The sequence below is a fragment of the Streptomyces sp. NBC_00536 genome, assembly GCF_036346295.1.
In the GTDB taxonomy this organism is placed as follows: Bacteria; Actinomycetota; Actinomycetes; order Streptomycetales; family Streptomycetaceae; genus Streptomyces.
This window is the reverse complement of record NZ_CP107819.1, coordinates 357,495-376,450: the sequence shown is the minus strand read 5'-3', so window position 1 is coordinate 376,450 and position 18,956 is coordinate 357,495. Positions and strand designations below refer to the sequence as shown.

The window sequence follows — 18,956 nt, the reverse complement described above, 5'->3', positions numbered from 1 at the left end:
GCGGTTCCACCCACCGGATCGAGCGGCTATCCGGCCGAGTCCGGCCGGAGTTCGATGTGGTCGGAGCCGAGGTCGACCGCCACCCGGTGTTCCATCCCGAGCGCCTCCAGGAAGGTGCGCGGCAGCTGGACCCGGCCGCTGCGGTCCAGCATCACGTACTCGCGCTCGCTGACCGACTCCGCGCCGTGCTCGTCGGTGACCGTGCGCCGCAGCACCTCGCTGCTGGTACGGCCGTCACGGATGGCCACCGTGCGCCGCACCTCGCCCGCGACCATCGGGTCGTGGGTGACGACGACCACCGTGGCCCCCAGCTCCCGGTTGACCGTCCGGAAGGCCTCGAAGACGGCCGCGCCGGTCTCGGAGTCCAGCTCGCCGGTGGGTTCGTCGGCGAGGAGGACCTTCGGGGCGCCCGCCATCGCCACGGCCACGGCCACCCGCTGCTGCTGCCCGCCGGAGAGTTCGGCCGGGCGGCGGCCCGCGAGCGGGCCGAGGTCCAGGGCGTCGATCAGTTCCGCCGTGCGGGCCGCGTGCCGCTTCGCCGCTCCCCGCCCGCCACCCGTCAACTGCATCGGCAGGGCTATGTTCTGAGTGGTCGTCAGGAACGGCAGCAGGTTGCGCGCCGTCTGCTGCCAGACGAAGCCGACCGCCTCGCGCCGGTAGCGCAGCCGGTCCCGCGACGACATCTCCAGCAGGTCGTAACCGGCCACCCGGGCGGTGCCCGCCGTGGGCCGGTCCTGGCCCGCCAGGATGTTCAGCAGCGTCGACTTGCCGCTGCCCGAGGCGCCGACCAGGGCGACCAGATCACCCTGGGCCACCGTCAACTCCAGCCCCTGGAGGGCCTGTACCTCGATGCCGTCGGCGCTGAACACCCGTACCAGGCGGTCGCACACGATGGCCGTGCCCGCCTCGGGCGGCGGGGGCTCGGTGGCCGCCACCGCGCGCCGGCGCAGTTCCTCGTAGCTGGGCCCGCCGTTCACGGCCGCCTCCGCCCGGCCGTCCGGCCCGTGGCCGTCCGCGCCGTCTGTCCGCTCGCCGCTCATCGCTGGTCTCCCGCTCTCAACTCGGTGGTGATCTGGCGTCGTCCCGACACCGCGGCTTCGGCCAGTACGGCCACCGCCACCAGGGCGGCCAGGCCCAGTGCCTGGACCAGTACGGGCCGCGCGCTGAACGTCAGTCCGCCCGGTACGGGCTGCCCGACCAGGGTGGACAGGTCCACGGCCGGTCCCAGCAGGAGCACCGCCGCGGTCGCGGTCAGTGCCCCGCCGAGCGCCGCCGCGAAGGCCTGCGGCAGCGATTCGGCCAGCATCAGCAGGATGCCCTGCCGGGGCCGCAGCCCCATCGTGCGCATCCGGGCCAGCAGCGCGGCCCGCTCGGGGGCCGCCCGTACCAGGGCCAGCAGGACGGCCAGCAGGGCGAAGCCCGCCGCCCCGATGACGGAAGCCCGGAACAGCCGGACCGCCGCCGCCTGGAGCGGGTCGGAGCCCACTTCGTCCGCCATTCCGGCGCTGGTCTGCACGCGGAACTCGGCGGCGGAGGCGGCCGGGGCGAGCGAGCGCACCAGCACCTTCAGCCGGTCCTCGGGCGGATTGCCGAGCGCGTACCAGCGGTTGGGCTGCCGGGTGAGCTTGATGGCCTGCGTGGCCGTGCCCGCGGGCACGATGACCGTGGCCCCGTCGGCGCCGGGCCGTACGGGCGTCCCGTCGACCACGCCGCGCGAGGTCACCTGGAGCTGGCCGTCGCCGAACCGGAGCCGGAAGGTGCCGCTGGGCGCCAGTTTGGCCAGCCCGGTGCTGAACAGCACGGGCAGCGGGGAGTCTTGCGTACCGGTGGCCTTCCCGCCGAGCAGGGCCGGGTCGAAGGGGCCGGTCCGGACGGCCTTGGACAGGGCGGCGTAGGCCTTCGGTTCGACGACGACCACACTGACCTGGGTGGTGAACTGCGCCGCCGGAGCGTCCAGGAACGCGTCGTCCTCGGTCCACAGGCTGACGGAGGACCGTACGCCCTCCACCGAGCCCAGGGCCTTGACCAGGTCGGGCGGCAGGGTCTGGGTCGGTGGCGCGGCGACCAGCGCGTCGGCCACGACGCTCACCCGGGTCGCGGCGAGCCGGGCGTCCTCCGCCGCGTTCAGCACGGTGGTCCAGAAGCCGCCCGTGGTGACGGCCAGCAGCAGGGCGATCAGCGGCAGCACCGGTGTGCGGCCGCGGCCCCCGTTGCCGCGCGCGGCGCGCGTCAGCCCCAGGAAACCGATCACCCCGGAGCCCCGCGCGGCCATCCGGGCCGGCAGGGCGACCAGCAGCGGCAGGATCCGCGCAAGCAGCAGCCCGCCGCACAGCGCGAGCAGCAGGGGCGCGGCGACCAGCAGCGGATCGACGTCCGCTCCGGCCTGTGCGATCCCCCGTCCCCGCACCTCGGAGAGGGCGGCGCCGGTCACCAGGACCACCAGCAGCTCCGCCACCGGGCGGTGCCACCGGTTGCGCGGCCGCGGCGGCGCCAGCATGACCAGCGCCCGTACCGGGAAGGCCAGCCAGGCCAGCAGCGTCGCGGCCAGCGCCGCCGACAGCGAGGGCAGCAGCCGGGGCGTCGGCAGCCAGACGAACGCGATCACCGCGGCGAGCAGGGCCGCGGGGAGCGCGGTGACCGCGCCCTCGGCGAGCAGTCTGCGGGCGATCCCGCCGCGCGAGGCACCGCGGGCGTGCAGCAGCCGCAGTTCGGACTCGCGCCGCTCTCCGCCGAGCGCGGCGGCCAGGCACAGGACGACGAAGACGACTCCGGCGACCCCGGCCGGACCGCTCACCCCGATCGGGGCGGCGGCCTGCTGCCGGGCCAGGGCCTCGGAGAGCACGCCGCTCAGCGGGGAGGTGATCGCCAGGTCCAGCCGTCCGGAGGCGTCGAGGAGCTCGGCCGCGGTGGAGCCGGACACGTAGTCGGCGAGCTGTCGGCGGGTCTCGGGCAGCCGGTCGGCGCGCAGCCGGGTGGCGTCGATGGGCAGCCGCCAGAAGTCGGTGCCCCCCTCGCCCCAGGTCGCGACCCGCGGCAGGTCCTCGACGCCGACCAGGGCCCCCGCGTTCCAGTAGGCCTTCGGTTCCATCCCGAGGGTGTAGCCGGTGCAGGCGTGGCTGAGGCAGGGCAGGCCGGTCCAGACGGGATCGGCCTCGTCGTTCGCGGCGTACAGGCCGACGACCTCGGCCCGGCCGGTCTCCGGGGCCCACGGGCCGGTCGGGTTGGTCTCCAGCACCGTGCCCAGCGGTGCGTTGAGGGCCTCCGACGCCCGCTGCGAGAGGGCGACCGGTACGGGCTTCCCCTCGGGGGTGGCGCCGCTCGGCCAGTGGCCCGCCACCATCCGGATGTGCCCGCTCGCTTCGCGCAGGTGCAGCAGGTGCAGCAGGGGGTCCACGCCCTCGGGCCGGGACAGACCGGGGTTGTTGAGGGCGCGCGGCTTGTTGCCCTGGGTGCCGTGCACCGGGCCGCTCGGGGCCAGGACGAGCTCCCCGCCGGTCCGGGCGGTCAGCAGGCCCAGGATCCGGTCCAGGTCCCCGCCGACCCCCGGCCCGTTCTTGGAGTCGCCGTACACCTGCACGCTCGTCGGGCCCGGCCCCTTGCCGCCCACGAAGGTCCGCAGGGCCTGGTCGGCGCCCCGGTCCAGGGCGCGGGGCAGGGCCGCGCTCAGGAACACGGCGGCGAAGGCGAGTACGGCGGCCAGGACGGCGGCCGTTGGCATGGCGCGCAGCCGGGTACGCACCCAGGACGCGGGACGTGCGGCGCGTGAGGCCGTACGGGCAGTGCGGATCATGACTCCTCCACCTGCCGCAGCCGCGCGGCCGTGTTCCGGTTGCGGCGGCCACCGAGGGTGGCCGCGAACAGGGGGACGACGGCGATCGCGACGGTCAGCAGCAGTGTCCGGCCACCCGGCAGGTCGACCAGTAGTTCGGGGAACGGGCGGCTGCCCGCGGGTGTCCGCACCATCAGCGGCACCACGAGATGGACGAGGGCGGCGCCGATGCCCACCCCGGCGGCGCTGCCGATCCCGGCGAGGACCGCGCCCTCGGCAGCGGCCGTACGGGCCAGCGTGCGCCGGGGCGCGCCGAGGGCCAGCAGCACCGCGGACTCCCGGGACCGCTCCCGCGCGCCCGCCGCGGCGGACGCGGCGAAACCGATCGCGGCCAGCACCGCGCAGGCCACCGCCAGGACGGCCAGCGCGCGCTGCGGGGCGGTGCTCAGCGGATCGTCGAGCAGTGCGGCGGCCACGTCCTCGCGCAGCAGCACGTCCTGGGCCCCCGCTCCGGGCCCGGTCCGCAACGCGGCGGCGGCGCTCGCCGGCACGGGGTCGTCGTCGGAGGTGGCGGGCAGCCACCACTCGGTGGGCGGGGGCAGGGCGCGCGCGCCGTCCGCGGCCGGAACCCGCCCGAAGGAGGCCAGATCGACGGCCAGCGCGGTGTCACCGACGACGGGCAGCGCATCGACCACGCGGGTGATCCGCACCCGGACGGCCGACTGGGCGAAGGTGACCGGAACCACGGCGCCGGCCTTCGCGCCGATGGCGTCGAGGTAGCCGCGGGTGGCGACCCCGGGGAGTTCCACGAGGGGATCCGGGGAGCCCGCGGTCAGCACCAAGGGGGTCTCCTGGCCGTGCGGCGCGCCGGAGTAGCGCATCCGCAGCAGCGCGGGCCCGCCCGGGCCGCCCGGTGCCGCGTCCGCGAAGACGCTGGCGGTCACGGACTTGGGCGGCTCGGCCAGGTCCCAGCCGGGGGAGCCCGGGGCCCCTACCGGCGGCTGGACGGGGACGGCGGGGCCGCCCGCCGCGTCCGTGACCGCGAGGCGGTGGACCGTCAGCTCGCCGGCCACCAGGGGCACCGGATCGTCCGTCGGGCGCTGGGCGCCGTACGAGACGACCACCGACAGCAGCGTCAGCGGCCCCGAGGGCTTGCCGGCCGGGGCGTCGGCCAGCGCGGCCAGGTCCACCGGGACGGTGACCCGCCCGCCCGCCTGGGGCAGTGAGAGGACCGGGGTCCGGTAGGTCAGGCCGAACCGGTCGCGCAGCAGCAGCTTCAGGTTGGGCGAGCCGGTCGGCGGTCCGAGGGTGCGCAGGGTCAGATCGAGGTCGAGCCGCTGCGGCTGCCCGGGCAGCGGGATCCCGGCCGGAGGCGTGCCCGCGGAGCCGGGCTTGGCGGCCGGTACGAGGGAGGAGAACACCGTGCCCATCGGCTGACCGTCGCGCAGGTCGGCGCGGAGCGGAACCCGGTCGCCCGCGGCCGCCGCGTCCAGCGCGAGGAGCTGCGCGGTGCGCCCGTCGGGGAGCGTCTGCTCGCCGCGGATCACGGGCAGCACCCGCTCACCGCCCGGCAGCGAGGTGTAGCGGCCGCCCTGGCCGGGGGCGGCCAGCTGGCTCGCGGTGATCCGCAGCCCCCCGGCAGTGCGGTAGGCGGCCTGGTCGTACTGGGAGGACGTCCACGCGGTGTACTGGCCGAGGGCCAGCACGCCGCTGGAGACGGCGAGGACGAGCAGCACCACCGGACCGGTGGCGCGCTGCGGCCGGCGGGCCAGCTGCCAGCCGACCAGCGCCGGACCGAGCCCGGATCCGCTCGCGGCCAGCCGCCCGCCGAGGCGCGCGGCGAAGGGCAGCACCCGCAGCACGAGCACCGCACCCGCGCACAGCGCCAGCGTCGGCGCCGCGACGAGCACCAGGTCGACACCGGACGCACCGCCACCGGCGGCCGTGCGCGAGGCGCCGTCGTACCGGTCGAGCTGCTGGTAGGCGAGGGCGGCCAGCGCCAGCAGCGCGAGGTCGGCGCCCGAACGCGCGGCCCCGGCCACCAGCTCCTGCCGCTTGCCGCGTTGCACGACGGCGGAGGCGCCCCGCACCACGGAGGGCAGCGTGCTCAGCACCACACAGCCGAGGGCGCACACCGCCGCCACCGGCCACAGAGTCCAACCGGTGCCCCAGAGACCGGAGTTCCCGGCGACCGAGGTCCCGTGCGCACGGGCCCCCGCGCCGTCGAGGAAGCGCAGCAGCAGCGGGGCGAGCAGGGGCGCGAGCAGCGCGGCGGGCAGCGCGAGCAGCAGCGACTCCACCCCGGTCAGCAGGCTCAGCCTGCGCCGGGAGGCGCCGCGCGCCAGCAGCAGCGTGCGTTCGCCCTCCTGATGCTTCATCAGGGTGTGGCCGACGATCAGCAGGGTCGCCGCGGTGAGCACGACGAGCTGGAGTTCACCGATCAGCAGCGTGGACCAGGCGACCGTCCGCGCGGAGCGCAACTCGGCCATGACCTTGGGCAGTTCGGTCCTCGCGTTGAGGCCCGTGGAGTTCTTGAGCGCCTCCGACAGGGCGGCGGTCCGGTTGCCGATCGCCTCCGCCTCGCCGCTGTGGACGCCGGTGAAATCGGGGGTGAGGAGGGTGACACGGCTGTCCTGCGCCAAGCCGCCGGCGGTGAAGGCGGAGTCGTCGACGAGCAACGGGCCGTAGGTGGTGAAGCTGCTGATCTGGAACCCGCGGCCACCGACCGGGTCCAGCTGCCAGTACGGCGCGGTGGGGTCCGCCGCCCGGTACACACCGGTGATCAGCACGGTGAGCTGCGGCCCGCCGAACCGGTCGTCCAGGCGCACCTCGGCGGGCAGCCCCGCCGCGGTCAGCCCGAGGCGGCGCAGCGCCGCCTCCGGCACGGCCACCGGGACGCGGGAGGCGGCGGCGCCGCCGCCCGTGGCCTGCGGCCACTGCCCGGCGATCAGCCGGGTGCGGTTGCGGTCGAAGGCGGCGAGCAGCGTCAGGTCCGCCTCCGGTACGGACGCCGCGGGCGCGGTGGTCTCCGTACCGGTACCGGTGCCCGTCGTCGGCGCGGGCGAGGGCGCCGACGCGCCGGAGCCGCCGCTCCCGGGCAGGCCGTAGGCGTGGCTGCGCGCCACGCTGTCGACGGTGACCGGCAGTTCGCCGAACAGCCCGCGGGCGAAGCCCCGTAGGGCCTCGTCGTCTTTGGTCCGGCCGGCCACCTGGTGGTAGCCGGTGACCAGGACGGTGGACCGCGCGTGGTCCCGCCCCTGCAGTGACTGGCGCAGCCCTGCCTCGCCCACTCCACGGGTGAACGCGAACAGGGCTGTGAGTACGGTCGTAGTGATCAGGACGGTGAACAACACGGCGGCAGCGAGGGGCACACGCCCGCGCTGACGACGCATGACGAAGCCGAGCATGCGTGGCAATCCTCCCCTATCCGGACCATAGGGTCCGGATAGCGGAGGATCTTGTCAGATTCGAACGTGCAGTGGAAGGGCTTGTGCCCGGGAGAAAGGGATGAGCAAATGCGGATATCGACAACCACCTTGGGGGACCCATGGGCATGACCACGACCGCGCAGGACCAGAGCGATGCGACTCCGATGGTGGTGGTCGACGACGTGCACCGCAGCTTCGGCACCGGGGAGCAGGCCGTACAGGCCCTGCGCGGAGTCTCCTTCACCCTGCGCCGGGGTGAACTCACCGCGCTGAAGGGACGTTCCGGTTCCGGTAAGACGACCCTGCTGAACCTGGTCGGCGGTCTCGACGCCCCGACCTCCGGCACGATCCGCCTCGACGGCACCGACCTGACCGGCCTCGACGAGCGCGGCCTGCTCGCGCTGCGCCGCGAGCGCATCGGCTTCGTGTTCCAGTCCTTCGGCCTGATACCGGTGCTGACCGCGGCCGAGAACGTCGGGGTGCCGATGCGGCTGCGCAAGGTCCCGGCCGCACAGCGGGAGGAGCGTGTACGCACCCTGCTCGCGCTGGTCGGCCTCGCGGACCACGCGGCGCAGCGGCCGGGCGAACTCTCCGGCGGACAGCAGCAACGCGTCGCTGTGGCCAGGGCGTTGGCCAACGACCCCGACCTGATCATCGCCGACGAGCCGACCGGGCAGCTCGACTCCGAGACCGGCCACGCGATCATGGAGCTGCTGCGCGCCGTGGTGCGCAGCGAAGGGGTGACGGTGCTGGTCGCCACCCACGACCCGGCCCTGATGGACCTCGCGGACCGGGTCGTGGAGATGCGCGACGGCCGGGTGATGGAGGCCGGTGAGGAGGCGCGGGAGGAGGCACTCGCGGGCGGCGGCTCGGCGGCGGGCGCGGCCGCGCACGCCTGAGCGGCCGGGCGTCCGTCCGCTCCGCCCCCGGGTCACCGTCGCCGGTCACCATCCGCCGTCGCGCCGGCCGTCCGCGCCCGCCCCGGGATTCCGGTTGTCGCGTTGGCGCGGATCAGGCGCCGCTGTGGCGGAGCATGTCGTCGCGCTCGACGACCTTGACGCGCTCGCGGCCCTCCGCCGCGCCCAGCGCCCGCTCGTGCGCGTCGAGCCGGTGCCAGCCGTCCCACGTCGTGTAGCGGACGCCGCGCTCCTCCAGGAAGGACGTCACCGCGTCCGGCTCCGGGTCGGCCGCGCCGGGGAGGCGGCCCGCGGCGTGGTCGTCGAGGAGGCAGGCGACGGTCTCGTTGGCGTCGCCCTTGGTGTGGCCGATGAGCCCCACCGGGCCGCGCTTGATCCAGCCGGTGACGTAGACGGCGCTCTGGTGGGTGCCGTCGGCGTCCAGCACGCGGCCCGCCTCGTGCGGGACGGTGCCCGACAGCGGGTCGAAGGGCAGCTTGGGCAGCTCGTCCGAGTAGTAGCCGATCGCCCGGTAGACGGCCTGGACGTCCCAGTCGGTGAACCGCCCGGTGCCGCGGACGTTCCCGGTGCCGTCGAGTTCGGTGCGCTCGGTGCGCAGCCCGGCCACGCGCCCGTCCGCGCCGAGGATCTCCTCGGGGGACTCGAAGAAGTGCAGGAAGAGCTTGTGGGGCCGGGTGCCGGGGTCGCGGATCGCCCAGTTCTCCAGGGTGGAGGCGACCATGTTGGCCTGCTTGTTGGCGCGGCGGGTGGCGATCGAGCCCTCGTCGTAGTCGATGTCCTCGGGGTTGACGATGACCTCGATGGTGGGGGAGTGGTCCAGCTCCCGCAGCTCCATGGGGCTGAACTTGGCCTGCGCGGGGCCGCGGCGGCCGAAGACGTGGACCTCGACGGCCTTGTTCCGGCCCAGCCCGGCGTGCACGTTCGGCGGGATCTCGGTGGGCAGCAGCTCGTCGGCGGTCTTCGCCAGGATCCGGGCGACGTCCAGGGCCACGTTGCCCACCCCGAGGACGGCGACCTTCTCGGCCTCCAGCGGCCAGGTGCGCGGGACGTCCGGGTGGCCGTCGTACCAGGAGACGAAGTCCGCGGCGCCGTAGGACCCGTCCAGCTCGGTGCCGGGCAGGTCCAGGGCCCGGTCCGCCGTCGCGCCGGTGGCGAAGACCACGGCGTCGTAGAACCGGTGCAGCTCGTCCAGGCCGAAGTCGCCCGGGTAGTCCACATTGCCGAACAGGCGTATCTGGGGCTTGTCGAGCACCTGGTGCAGTGCGGTCACGATGCCCTTGATCCGCGGGTGGTCCGGCGCCACGCCGTAGCGGATGAGCCCGAACGGGGCGGGCATCCGCTCGAACAGGTCGATGGAGACCCCCGGGGCCTGGGCCGCGTCGGACTTCAGGAGGGCGTCGGCGGCGTAGATGCCGGCCGGACCGGCGCCGACGATCGCTACACGGATGGGGCGGGACATACGAGACGTTCCTCCAGGCAACGGGGGCGGATGGTTCGAGACAAGCTCGCTCGACGGGTCCCCGGTAGCCGGTGGCGATCTATGGGTCCATAACTCGCGCTTATGACCCGCCGCCAAAATCCAAACAAGAATGTCAGACATAAGCAAATGGCAGTAAGTGACACAATCTCCGCGCGACGTGTACGAGCTCACGGGCAAGGGCATCGCGTGACGAAGGAGTGACGGCGCAACGGGGTGCGGGCGCGCTCCCCGGCCCCCCGCCCGTGCGGGTTACCCGGTGTAGCCGTCGGGTAACAAGCCGACGGAGAGGGAGGCGATCATGGGGAAACGCACGCGCACGCGAGGCGCCCGGTGGGGTACGGCAGTGGTGGTCGGCGGGGGGCACGCGGGGCTGGTGACGGCCCGCGTACTGGCGGATCACTTCCGCGAGGTCGTGATCCTGGAGCGGGACGCGGTGGACGGGGACACCGGCACCCATCCGCACGCGCCGCAGGGCTACCACGCCCACGCCGTGCTGGCCAAGGGCTCGCAGGTCCTGGAGACGCTCTTCCCGGGGCTGCGCGCCGAGATGGAGGAACTCGGCGCGCCCGTCTTCGACTACGGGGAGCGCATCGACTTCCTGCTGCCCGCCGGGCTCGCCCCGCGCTGCCGGACGGGGGTCAGGGTCCAGTCGTTCACCCGGGCCGAACTCGAACGCCGCCTGCGGCGGCGGGTGCTGGCCCTGCCCGGGGTGCGGCTGGTGCCCTCCGCCCGGTGCGAGAGCCTGGTGATGGGCCGCCCCGGCGCCGTAAGCCGCGTCACGTACCGGATCGCGGACGGGGCCGCGGACGGGACGGTCGACGGAGCCGCCGACGGGGCGGCCGAAGCGGCCGGGGAGGCGCCGGGGGAGAGCGTCGCGCTGGACGCGGACCTGGTGGTCGACGCCTCGGGCCGCTCCGGCGGACTGGACCGCCGGCTCGCCGAACTGGGCGTGGCCGTCCCCGAGAAGCGCGTGGTGAAGGCGAAGATCACCTACACCTCGATGAGCTTCGACCGGCCGGAGAAGAACCCGCCCGACTTCGACATCGCCTACCAGATGATGTTCGCCCCCGGCGTCTCCCGCGGCGGGGTCATCCTCGCCGTCGAGAACGAGCGCTGGATGTGCTCCCTGTTCGGGTACGGCGAGGAGGCACCGCCCACCGATGACGAGGGATACCTCGGCTTCGCCCGCACCCTGGGCAATCCCCACCTCGCCGGGCAGATCGAACAGCGCGACCGCCCCGAATCCGTCCACCGCTACGTCAATGTCAACAACCAGTGGAACCTGTACCACCAGAGCAAGGCCTGGCCCGAACGCCTGCTCGCGGTGGGCGACTCGGTCTGCGTGTTCAACCCGGTCTACGGCCAGGGGCTGACCGTGGCCGCGATGGAGGCCGAACTGCTCCAGGGGATGCTGAGCGAACTGCGGGTCAAGGGTCGCGGACTGGACGGACTGAGCCGGAGGTACCAGGGGCGGGTCGCCCGCCTGCTGGTCGCTCCGTGGACCCTGTCGAGCAATTCCGACCTGATGTGGAACCGCGACGGCCAGCCGCTCCCGGCCCGGATCGCCCACTGGTACAACAAGCACCTCTTCGCGGTGTCCGCCCGCGACCCGCGGGTCTGGACCCGGTTCGTCGGGGTCGTCAACATGGTGGCCTCGCCCGCCACGCTCTTCCACCCGGCCGTGTTCCGCAAGGTCGTCGCCCAGGCGCTGACCCGGGGCTGACCCGGATGGCGGATAGGTTTTTGGACGGAACGGGAATCCCCGGACCCGCCTGAGCGGCAGGTCCGGGGGTTTTCCGCTGGATACGGGGTCGGCGCGAATGCGACGCTTTCCCGAAAGGGGCCCTGGGCACACAGCCGCGAGCGCCCGCATGATGCAGGAGATCCGCGGAGCATTCCGCGGGACATTCCCTGGAACATTCCCCACGAAATGGAAGAGGGATCATTCTCATCATGCGCATCGCCCGTCCCCTCGTCATGGCGTCCCTGGCCCTCGTGGCGGCCCTCGGCACGGCCCCCGCCGCCGTCGCGGCCCCCGCTGCGCCGCCCGCCCCGACCGCGTACAACTGTTCCACCGGCTGGTTCTGCATCTACAGCGGCTGGGACGGCACCGGGACGCGCTGCCAGTGGCAGAGCGCCCAGCGCGCCAACACCGCCGACGACTGCAGCTTCATCCGCAGCGGTTCGAACGTCAAGTCCGTCGCCAACAGCACCGGGCAGCGGAAGCAGTACTACACCGGAACCAATTACAACAACCGCGTCGGATCGACACCCTCCGGGGGCAGCGGAAATCTCCAGGGGAGTTATCAGATCCGGTCCTTCAAGCCGCAATGACCCATGACGACCGTTCGGTAATTCGGTATTGAATGACAAAATATGCGGCCGGGTCCCGGTGAGGGGCCCGGCCGTCAGCCGTCCTGCGCGGGACCGGGCAGCGGCTGCTCCGACCAGATGACCTTGCCCTCGGGCGTGTACCGCGCACCCCAGCGGCGGCTCAGCTGGGCGACCAGGAACAGCCCGCGGCCGCCCTCGTCCGTCGTGGTGGCGTAGTGCAGCCGGGGCGAGCTGCTGCTGGCGTCGAACACCTCGCAGGTCAGCACCCGGTCGAACAGCAGCCGTACCCGGACCGGCTCCGCGCCGTGCCGGATGGCGTTGGTGATCAGCTCGCTCAGCACCAGTTCCGTGCCGAAGGACAGCTCGGACAGGCCCCAGTCCGCCAGCTGCGCCACGGCGAGGGCCCGCATGGAGGCCACCGCGCTCGCGTGGAACGGCACCTCCCACTCGGCGATGCGGTCCGCGGCCAGCGCCGACGTCCGGGCGACCAGCAGGGCCACGTCATCGCGGGGCCGCGCCGGCAGCAGCGCCTTGAGGACCGCCCGGCAGGTGTCCTGCGGCCGCGACTGCGGATCGGCATGGGACAGGGCCGCCCGGAGCAGGTCGAGCCCCTGGTCGATGTCCCGGGCGCGGTCCTCGATCAGGCCGTCGGTGTACAGCACCAGCTGGGTGCCCTCGCTCAGCTGCAGCTCCGTCGCCTCGAAGGGGAACCCGCCCAGCCCCAGCGGCGCGCCCGCGGGCAGCTCCGGGATCTCCACGGTGCCGTCGGGGTGCACCAGCACCGGCGGCATGTGCCCCGCCCGCGCCACCGTGCAGCGCTGGTTCACCGCGTCGTACACCGCGTACAGGCAGGTCGCCCCGAGCAGCCCGGTGTCGGCTCCGCCCTCACCGCCCTGGCCGATGTACTGCACAAGGTCGTCGAGCCGGGACAGCAGCTCGTCGGGAGGCAGGTCGAGGGAGGAGAAGTTGAGTACGGCCGTACGCAGCCGGCCCATGGCCGCCGCGGCGTGCAGCCCGTGGCCGACGACGTCACCGACCACCAGCGCCACCCGGCTGCCGGGCAGCGGGATCACGTCGAACCAGTCGCCGCCCACACCGGACTGCGCGGGCAGGTAGAAGTGGGCCACCTCGACGGCGTTCTGCTCGGGCAGCTCCCGCGGCAGCAGACTGCGCTGGAGGGTCACGGCCAGGGCGTGTTCACGGGTGTAGCGGCGCGCGTTGTCGACGGTGATCCCGGCCCGGGCCACGAGTTCCTCCGCCAGCGACAGGTCCTCCTCGTCGAAGGGGTCGGGCTTCTCCGAGCGCCAGAAGTTGACCAGGCCGAGGACCACGCCACGGGCCTTGAGCGGCGCCGTGATCAGGGAGTGGACCCCGTAGTCGAGGATGGCCTGCGCCCGCGCCGGGTCCTGCGCGTACCAGCCGGACGCGTCGGCGAGGTGCGGGATCAGCTCGGCCCGCCCGGTGGTCAGGCCCCGGGCCTGTGGTGTGGTCGCGGCGAAGTCGATCAGCTTGCCGCGCGGGTAGAGCGGGACGTCGTCCCGGATCCCGCTGAACCCGGTGCGCCGCAGGTCCGGCGTCGCGTAAGCGGGCTCGTCCCCGTGCAGCACCGCCTCCGCGAGCTCCACGGTCGCGAAGTCGGCGAAGCGGGGTACGGCGACATCGGCCAGCTCCTGGGCGGTCTGCTCCACGTCCAGGGTGGTGCCGACGCCCACGCCGGCGTCGTACAGCAGTTTCAGCCGCCTGCGCACGGCCTCGGCGCGGGTGCTCAGGACCTGCATCTCGGTGGAGTCGCGGATGGTGACCGCCGCGCCCTCGGGGCCGCCCCCGGGGCGCGTCGGCCGCTGGTTGATCACCAGCAGCCGCTCCCCGGCCTCGTGCACCTCGTCGGTGGCGACCCGGCCGGACAGCAGGAGGGCGGCCAGCGGACCGTCGAGCGGAAGCTGCCCGACGAGCTGCCCCTCGGCATCGGGCGGCAGCCGCAGCAGCCGTTTCGCCTCGTCGTTCGCGAGCAGCAGCCGGCCGCCGCCGTCGGTGATCAGGACGCCTTCGCGCACCGCGTGCAGCACGGCGTCGTGGTGCTCGTACATGCGCGTCATTTCGAGCGGGCCCAGCCCGTGGGTCTGCCGTCGCAGGCGCCTGCTGATCAGCGCCGCCCCGGCGGTGGCCAGGGCGAGGCCCGCCGCGCTCGCGCCGAGGATCACGGGGAGCTGCCGGTCGAAGACGCCGGTGACGTTGTTGACCGTGAGCCCGGCCGACACCAGGCCCACGACCGGGCCGCTGTCGCCGTCGGCGAGGACCGGCACCACGGCCTGGATCTCCTTGCCCAGGGGCCCCTGGACACTCTCGGTGTGCACCCGGCCCGCCAGGGAGGGCTCGATCGTGCCGACGAACCGTTTCCCGATCCGGTCGGGGAGGGGGTGGGTGTAGCGGATCCCGTGGGTGTCCATCACGACGATGAAGTCCACCCCCGCCTCCCGGCGGGTGACCTCGGTGAGGGGCTGGAGGATCTTCGAGGGGTCGGCGGAGCGCAGCGCCTCGCGCAGTCCGGGCGCGTGGGCGAAGGTCTGGGCGACCGCCACCGAGCGGTTGCGGGCCTCGCGGTCGACATCGCGCCGGGACTGGAGCAGCAGGGCCAGCACCGCGCCCGCCGCGAGCAGCACCACGATCGCCACCTGGAGGACGAATACCTGTCGGGCGACGCTGCGCGGGCGGTTCCGGGTCAGTGACCGCACCGACGTCCCCGGTACGGGTTGCAAGGATGGGCCACCAACCCTTTGTAGCACTGCCGGGGCCCCGGGGTACGGCTGACGGCCGATCCGGCGCGGCCATGTGCGCGCCCGGTGCGCGCCGGGCGCGTCCCGGCGGGCGGAAATTGCGGTGCCGTGCCCGGGCGGGCTCCCTACACTCGCCACTGTGCCGCCACGAGATCGCGGTGCGCGTTTCGTCGATCCACCGAACGAGGGGAGCCGGGCCATGTGTGAGCACACCACTGTCCTCGCTCCCCGGTCGCGGTACGACGTGATCTTGGTGTCCTCGGTTTCCCGGTGACGGCTGCGCGGCCGTCACCGGAGGTCCGGGCGACGGGTGCAGGTTTCCTCCCCGCCAGCCGGTGATCCGGTCCCGCGGTGTGCCCGCGGGCCGATTCCGACGCCGTGCCCGGCATTCGCGCAGCCCCCTTGCCGTACACCCAGGAAAGGCCTCGGGCCATGCGCACCGAACCCACCACCACGACCACCACCGGCACGACCACCACCGGCACGACCACCACCGCGACCACCGCCACGATCCGCAACCTCGGCATCCTGGCCCACGTCGACGCCGGAAAGACCACCCTCACGGAACGGGTCCTCTACGCCACCGGCGCCACCCACAAACGGGGCGAGGTCCATGACGGCACGACCGTCACCGACTTCGACCCGCAGGAACGCGACCGCGGGATCACCATCTTCGCGGCGGCGGTCAGCTGCACCTGGAACGGCCACCGGATCAACCTCATCGACACACCGGGACACGTCGACTTCTCCGACGAGGTGGAACGCTCCCTGCGCGTGCTCGACGGGGCGGTCGCGGTCTTCGACGCCGTCGCGGGCGTCGAACCGCAGAGCGAGTCCGTGTGGCGCCAGGCCGACCGCCACCGGGTTCCGCGCCTCGCGTTCGTCAACAAGATGGACCGCGTCGGCGCCGACCTCGACGCGGCCGTCGCGTCGCTGCGCGAGCGGCTCCACGTCGTCCCGCTGGTCGTCCAGCTGCCCATCGGGCGGGAGAGCGCCTTCACGGGCGTCGTGGACCTCGTACGGATGCGCGCGCTGATCTGGAGCGGCGGCGCCGGACCGCGGCCGTTCGAGGACGTCGCCGTGCCCGACGGCCTGCGCGAGGAGGCGCTGCGGCGCCGCCGCCTGCTGGAGGAGCAGGTGGCGGAGCTGCACCCGGCCGCCCTGGAGGAGTACTGCGCCACCTCGGCGCTCACCCCGGCCACGCTGGCCGGCGCACTGCGCGAGCTGACCCACGCGGGCGCGGGCGTGGTCGTGCTGTGCGGATCGGCGTACCGCGACCGCGCCGTCGAGCCGCTGCTCGACGCCGTACTGGCCTACCTGCCCTCACCGGCGGACGTACCGCCCGTGCGGGGCACGCTCGACGGAGCGGTGGAGGAACGCGCCGCCGACCCGGCGGCGCCGTTCGCCGCGCTGGCCTTCAAGGTGAACGCGACGGCGACCGGGCGGCTGACCTGCCTGCGCGTCTACTCGGGAACGATGAGGAAGGGGGACACCGTGCTGGACACGACGGCGGGCCGGACCGAACGCATCGGCCGGATCCTGCGCGTGCAGGCCGACCGGCACGCCGAGGTCGACACGGCCGTGGCCGGGGACATCGTGGCCGTCGTCGGGCTCAAGACCGCCCGCGCCGGTGCCACCCTGTGCGCTCCGGGCGCACCGCTCGTCCTCGAACCGCCGACGGTCGCCGCACCGGTGGTGTCGGTGGCGGTCGAGGCGCGCGGCGCCGCGGACACCGGGCGGCTGTCGGCGGCGCTCGGCCGGCTGGTCGAGGAGGATCCCTCGCTGGCGGTGCGGACGGACCGGGAGACCGGCCAGACGCTGCTGTCGGGTCTGGGGGAGCTGCACCTGGAGGTGGCGGTGGAGAAGCTCCGGCGCGCCCACGGCCTGCTCGTCGATGTCGGCAGGCCCCGCGTGGCCTACCGGGAGACGGTGGCCGAAGGGGTGTCCGGGCTGGTCCACCGGCACGTCAAACAGGACGGCGGCGCGGGTCAGTTCGCCCATGTGGTGATCGATGTCGAGCCGCTGGACGAGGCGGACCGTGACCACAGTGACGGCGACGCCGGGCTCGTCTTCCGCTCGGCGGTCGTCGGCGGCCGGGTGCCGCAGGAGTACGTCCGCGCGGTGGAGGCCGGGTGCCGGGACGCGCTCGCCGAGGGTCCCCTCGGCGGCCATCCGGTGACCGGGCTGCGGGTGACGCTGACCGACGGGGCGACGCACCCCAAGGACTCCTCGGAACTCGCGTTCCGGGCGGCGGGCCGGTTCGCGCTGCGCGAGGCGCTGCGGGCCGCCGTGATGGAACTGCTGGAACCGGTGGCCGAGGTCGTGGTCACGGTTCCCGAGGACGCGCTCGGCAGCGTGCTCGGTGACCTGGCGGCGCGGCGCGGCCGGGTCTCCGGCTCGGTCACGCGGACCGGGACCGCGACCGTCACGGCCGGGGTGCCGCTGGCCGAACTCTTCGGCTACGCGTCACGGCTGCGCGGCCGGACCCAGGGCCGGGGCACCTTCACCTCCCGGCCCACGGGGTACGCCCCGGTGCCCGCGGCGGTGCGCGACCAGGTGCTGTCCGCTTAGCGATCCATCCGTTCCCCCGCCCGCCCCGACGGGCGGGGGAACGGGGGGCGTCCCGGGTCGGGCGCGGGGTCCGGGTCCCGCGAATGCCCCGAATTCGCCTGCCCTCCGGACTCGCTCTCTATGTAATGTCACATGGCATGATGATCTTACGCCGGGCGGCCCTCGCCGCCGTCTTCCTCGGCATCACCGCGGTCCTCCCCCCGGCCGCCGCGCACGCCGCGGCCCCGGACGCCTGCGGCGCCTCCCCGTCCGGCTGCACCTCCTCCCCGGCCGCCGCCCCCGCGTGCTCCGCCGCCGCTTCCGTCCCCGCTTCCGTCCCCGACCCGGAGCAGGCCCGACTCGCCGACCCGCGGACCACCGCCCTCGTGGAGCGGGCCGCGTTCGGTGACTTCGTACGCCGCTTCCCGGCCGCCCTCTGCGGTGCGCGTGACGCCGCCGAGGCGGGCCGGCTCCTCGACGCCTGGGGCGAGGCGCTGTGGCAGGCCGCCGTGAACCGGGCCCAGGGGCGGCGCCCCGGCGGGGACCTGGCCGCCGGGGACGACCGCCCGCTGTACTGGACCCGGCTGCGGATGACCGTCGAGCTGGCCGACTGGAACCCGGGGTTCCCGGTCGACCACCAGGCCCTGCGCACCCGCTTCGAGGACGCCTCGCGCGGTCTGACCGCCAACGAGTTCCGCGGCACCCCAGGCGTACGGCGCCTGTTCGTCAGCGGATTCGACCCCTTCGGCCTCGATACCGAGCCGCGTCGCGCCAACCCCTCCGGCTCCGCGGTCCTGCGCCTCAACGGGCGCCGCGTGACCCTCGCCGACGGAACCCCGGCGGAGATCCGGGCCGTCGTCCTGCCCGTCCGCTACGCCGACTTCGACGCCGGGATCGTGGAGCGCGCGTACGGCCCCCGGCTCAGGTCCGGCCCGCGCGCCGCCGACATGATCACCAGCATCAGCCAGGGCTACCCCGGGATCTTCACGCTGGAGGCCTGGGCGGGCCGTGCCCGGTCGGCGGACCCCTACCCGGACAACGCCGACGCCCTCTCGGGCGGTACGTACGACCACCCCGTGACGGCGCCGGGCATGGGCCCGGGAGCCGAATTCCTGCGGACCACCCTCCCCACCGACACCATGACGGCGGTCCAGAGCCCCTACCCGGTGCGGCTGAACACCGAGGTCACCGAGATCCCCGCCGGCCAGGAAGCACCCGTGGACCGGGAGGACGGGCCGACCCCCGGCTCCCGCGCGGTCGCGGGCGGAGGCGGCGGCTACCTCTCCAACGAGGTCGCCTACCGCTCGAACCGGCTCCGCACGGAACTGCGCCCCGGGCTGCCAGGCGGCCACCTGCACACCCCCGTGCTCACCGGACTGCCCGCCGAACCGGACCGGCTGACCGACGCCGCCTTCGACCGGAACGAGAGCGACATCGCCGCCGAGGTGCTGGCGGTCCTGCGGAACTCGACCCCCGGCGGTTCCTGAAACCTGTACTGGCAAACACAGAATTCAATGAAAGGCGGGGTGAGGATTTCTGGACGGGTGACCAGGGTCGCATTATTCTCCCCGCCACTCCGGTTCTGGCGTGCTACATTGATTCCAGTTGCAGTTGTGGTTCCCAAAATTTTGAGCCTCACCGGCCTGCTCTTCGTGAGCGGCTGTGAGTGTTTCTGTTTCACCGGCGTTTTCCGGTAGGGGCGAT

10 protein-coding genes are annotated in these 18,956 nt (G+C 74.0%); 5 read left to right on the top strand and 5 right to left on the bottom strand.

Going from position 1 to position 18,956, the window contains the following annotated elements; all coding sequences use genetic code 11:
- Positions 1–26: 26 nt before the first annotated feature.
- Genes OHS33_RS01680 through OHS33_RS01670 form a run of 3 tightly spaced genes read right to left on the bottom strand, consistent with a single transcriptional unit; the run spans position 27 to position 7,176 of the window.
- A complete protein-coding gene (locus tag OHS33_RS01680) occupies positions 27–1,040 on the bottom strand; it encodes an ABC transporter ATP-binding protein (protein ID WP_443065181.1) in 1,014 nt (337 codons plus the stop codon).
- A complete protein-coding gene (locus OHS33_RS01675; RefSeq protein WP_330328572.1) occupies positions 1,037–3,790 on the bottom strand; it encodes a hypothetical protein in 2,754 nt (917 codons plus the stop codon). Before OHS33_RS01675 ends, OHS33_RS01680 begins: the two co-directional genes overlap by 4 nt.
- Complete coding sequence (locus OHS33_RS01670) at positions 3,787–7,176, bottom strand: FtsX-like permease family protein (RefSeq protein ID WP_330328571.1); 3,390 nt, start codon at positions 7,174–7,176, stop codon at positions 3,787–3,789. The genes OHS33_RS01675 and OHS33_RS01670 overlap by 4 nt, the downstream gene beginning before the upstream one ends.
- Positions 7,177–7,322: 146 nt before the next feature.
- Here OHS33_RS01670 and OHS33_RS01665 point away from each other — a divergent pair, with 146 nt between their 5' ends.
- Positions 7,323–8,096, top strand: a complete 774-nt coding sequence (locus OHS33_RS01665) for an ABC transporter ATP-binding protein (protein ID WP_330328570.1) — start codon at positions 7,323–7,325, stop codon at positions 8,094–8,096.
- Between the two features lie 112 nt (positions 8,097–8,208).
- On the opposite strand, the gene OHS33_RS01660 is transcribed toward OHS33_RS01665, so the two are convergent.
- Entirely contained in the window at positions 8,209–9,573 is a 1,365-nt protein-coding gene (locus tag OHS33_RS01660; RefSeq protein ID WP_330328569.1) for an FAD-dependent oxidoreductase, read from the bottom strand.
- 319 nt (positions 9,574–9,892) lie between these two features.
- Here OHS33_RS01660 and OHS33_RS01655 point away from each other — a divergent pair, with 319 nt between their 5' ends.
- Positions 9,893–11,317: an FAD-dependent monooxygenase gene (locus OHS33_RS01655; protein ID WP_330328568.1), complete on the top strand. Its 1,425-nt coding sequence runs from the start codon at positions 9,893–9,895 to the stop codon at positions 11,315–11,317.
- Positions 11,318–11,547: 230 nt separating this feature from the next.
- Positions 11,548–11,928 (top strand): peptidase inhibitor family I36 protein, encoded by a 381-nt coding sequence (locus OHS33_RS01650; RefSeq protein WP_330328567.1) that lies wholly within the window; start codon positions 11,548–11,550, stop codon positions 11,926–11,928.
- Positions 11,929–12,002: 74 nt separating this feature from the next.
- On the opposite strand, the gene OHS33_RS01645 is transcribed toward OHS33_RS01650, so the two are convergent.
- Positions 12,003–14,660 carry a SpoIIE family protein phosphatase gene (locus OHS33_RS01645; protein WP_330328566.1) on the bottom strand — a complete coding sequence of 886 codons (2,658 nt, stop codon included), beginning with the start codon at positions 14,658–14,660 and terminating at the stop codon, positions 12,003–12,005.
- A 474-nt stretch (positions 14,661–15,134) separates the two neighbouring features.
- On the opposite strand from OHS33_RS01645, the gene fusA reads away from it, so the two are divergent.
- The gene (fusA, locus tag OHS33_RS01640) at positions 15,135–17,273 is read left to right on the top strand and encodes an elongation factor G (protein WP_330328565.1); all 2,139 of its coding nucleotides are present in this window, start codon (positions 15,135–15,137) and stop codon (positions 17,271–17,273) included.
- 137 nt (positions 17,274–17,410) lie between these two features.
- Positions 17,411–18,739 carry a pyroglutamyl peptidase gene (locus tag OHS33_RS01635; RefSeq protein ID WP_330328564.1) on the top strand — a complete coding sequence of 443 codons (1,329 nt, stop codon included), beginning with the start codon at positions 17,411–17,413 and terminating at the stop codon, positions 18,737–18,739.
- Positions 18,740–18,956 lie beyond the last annotated feature (217 nt).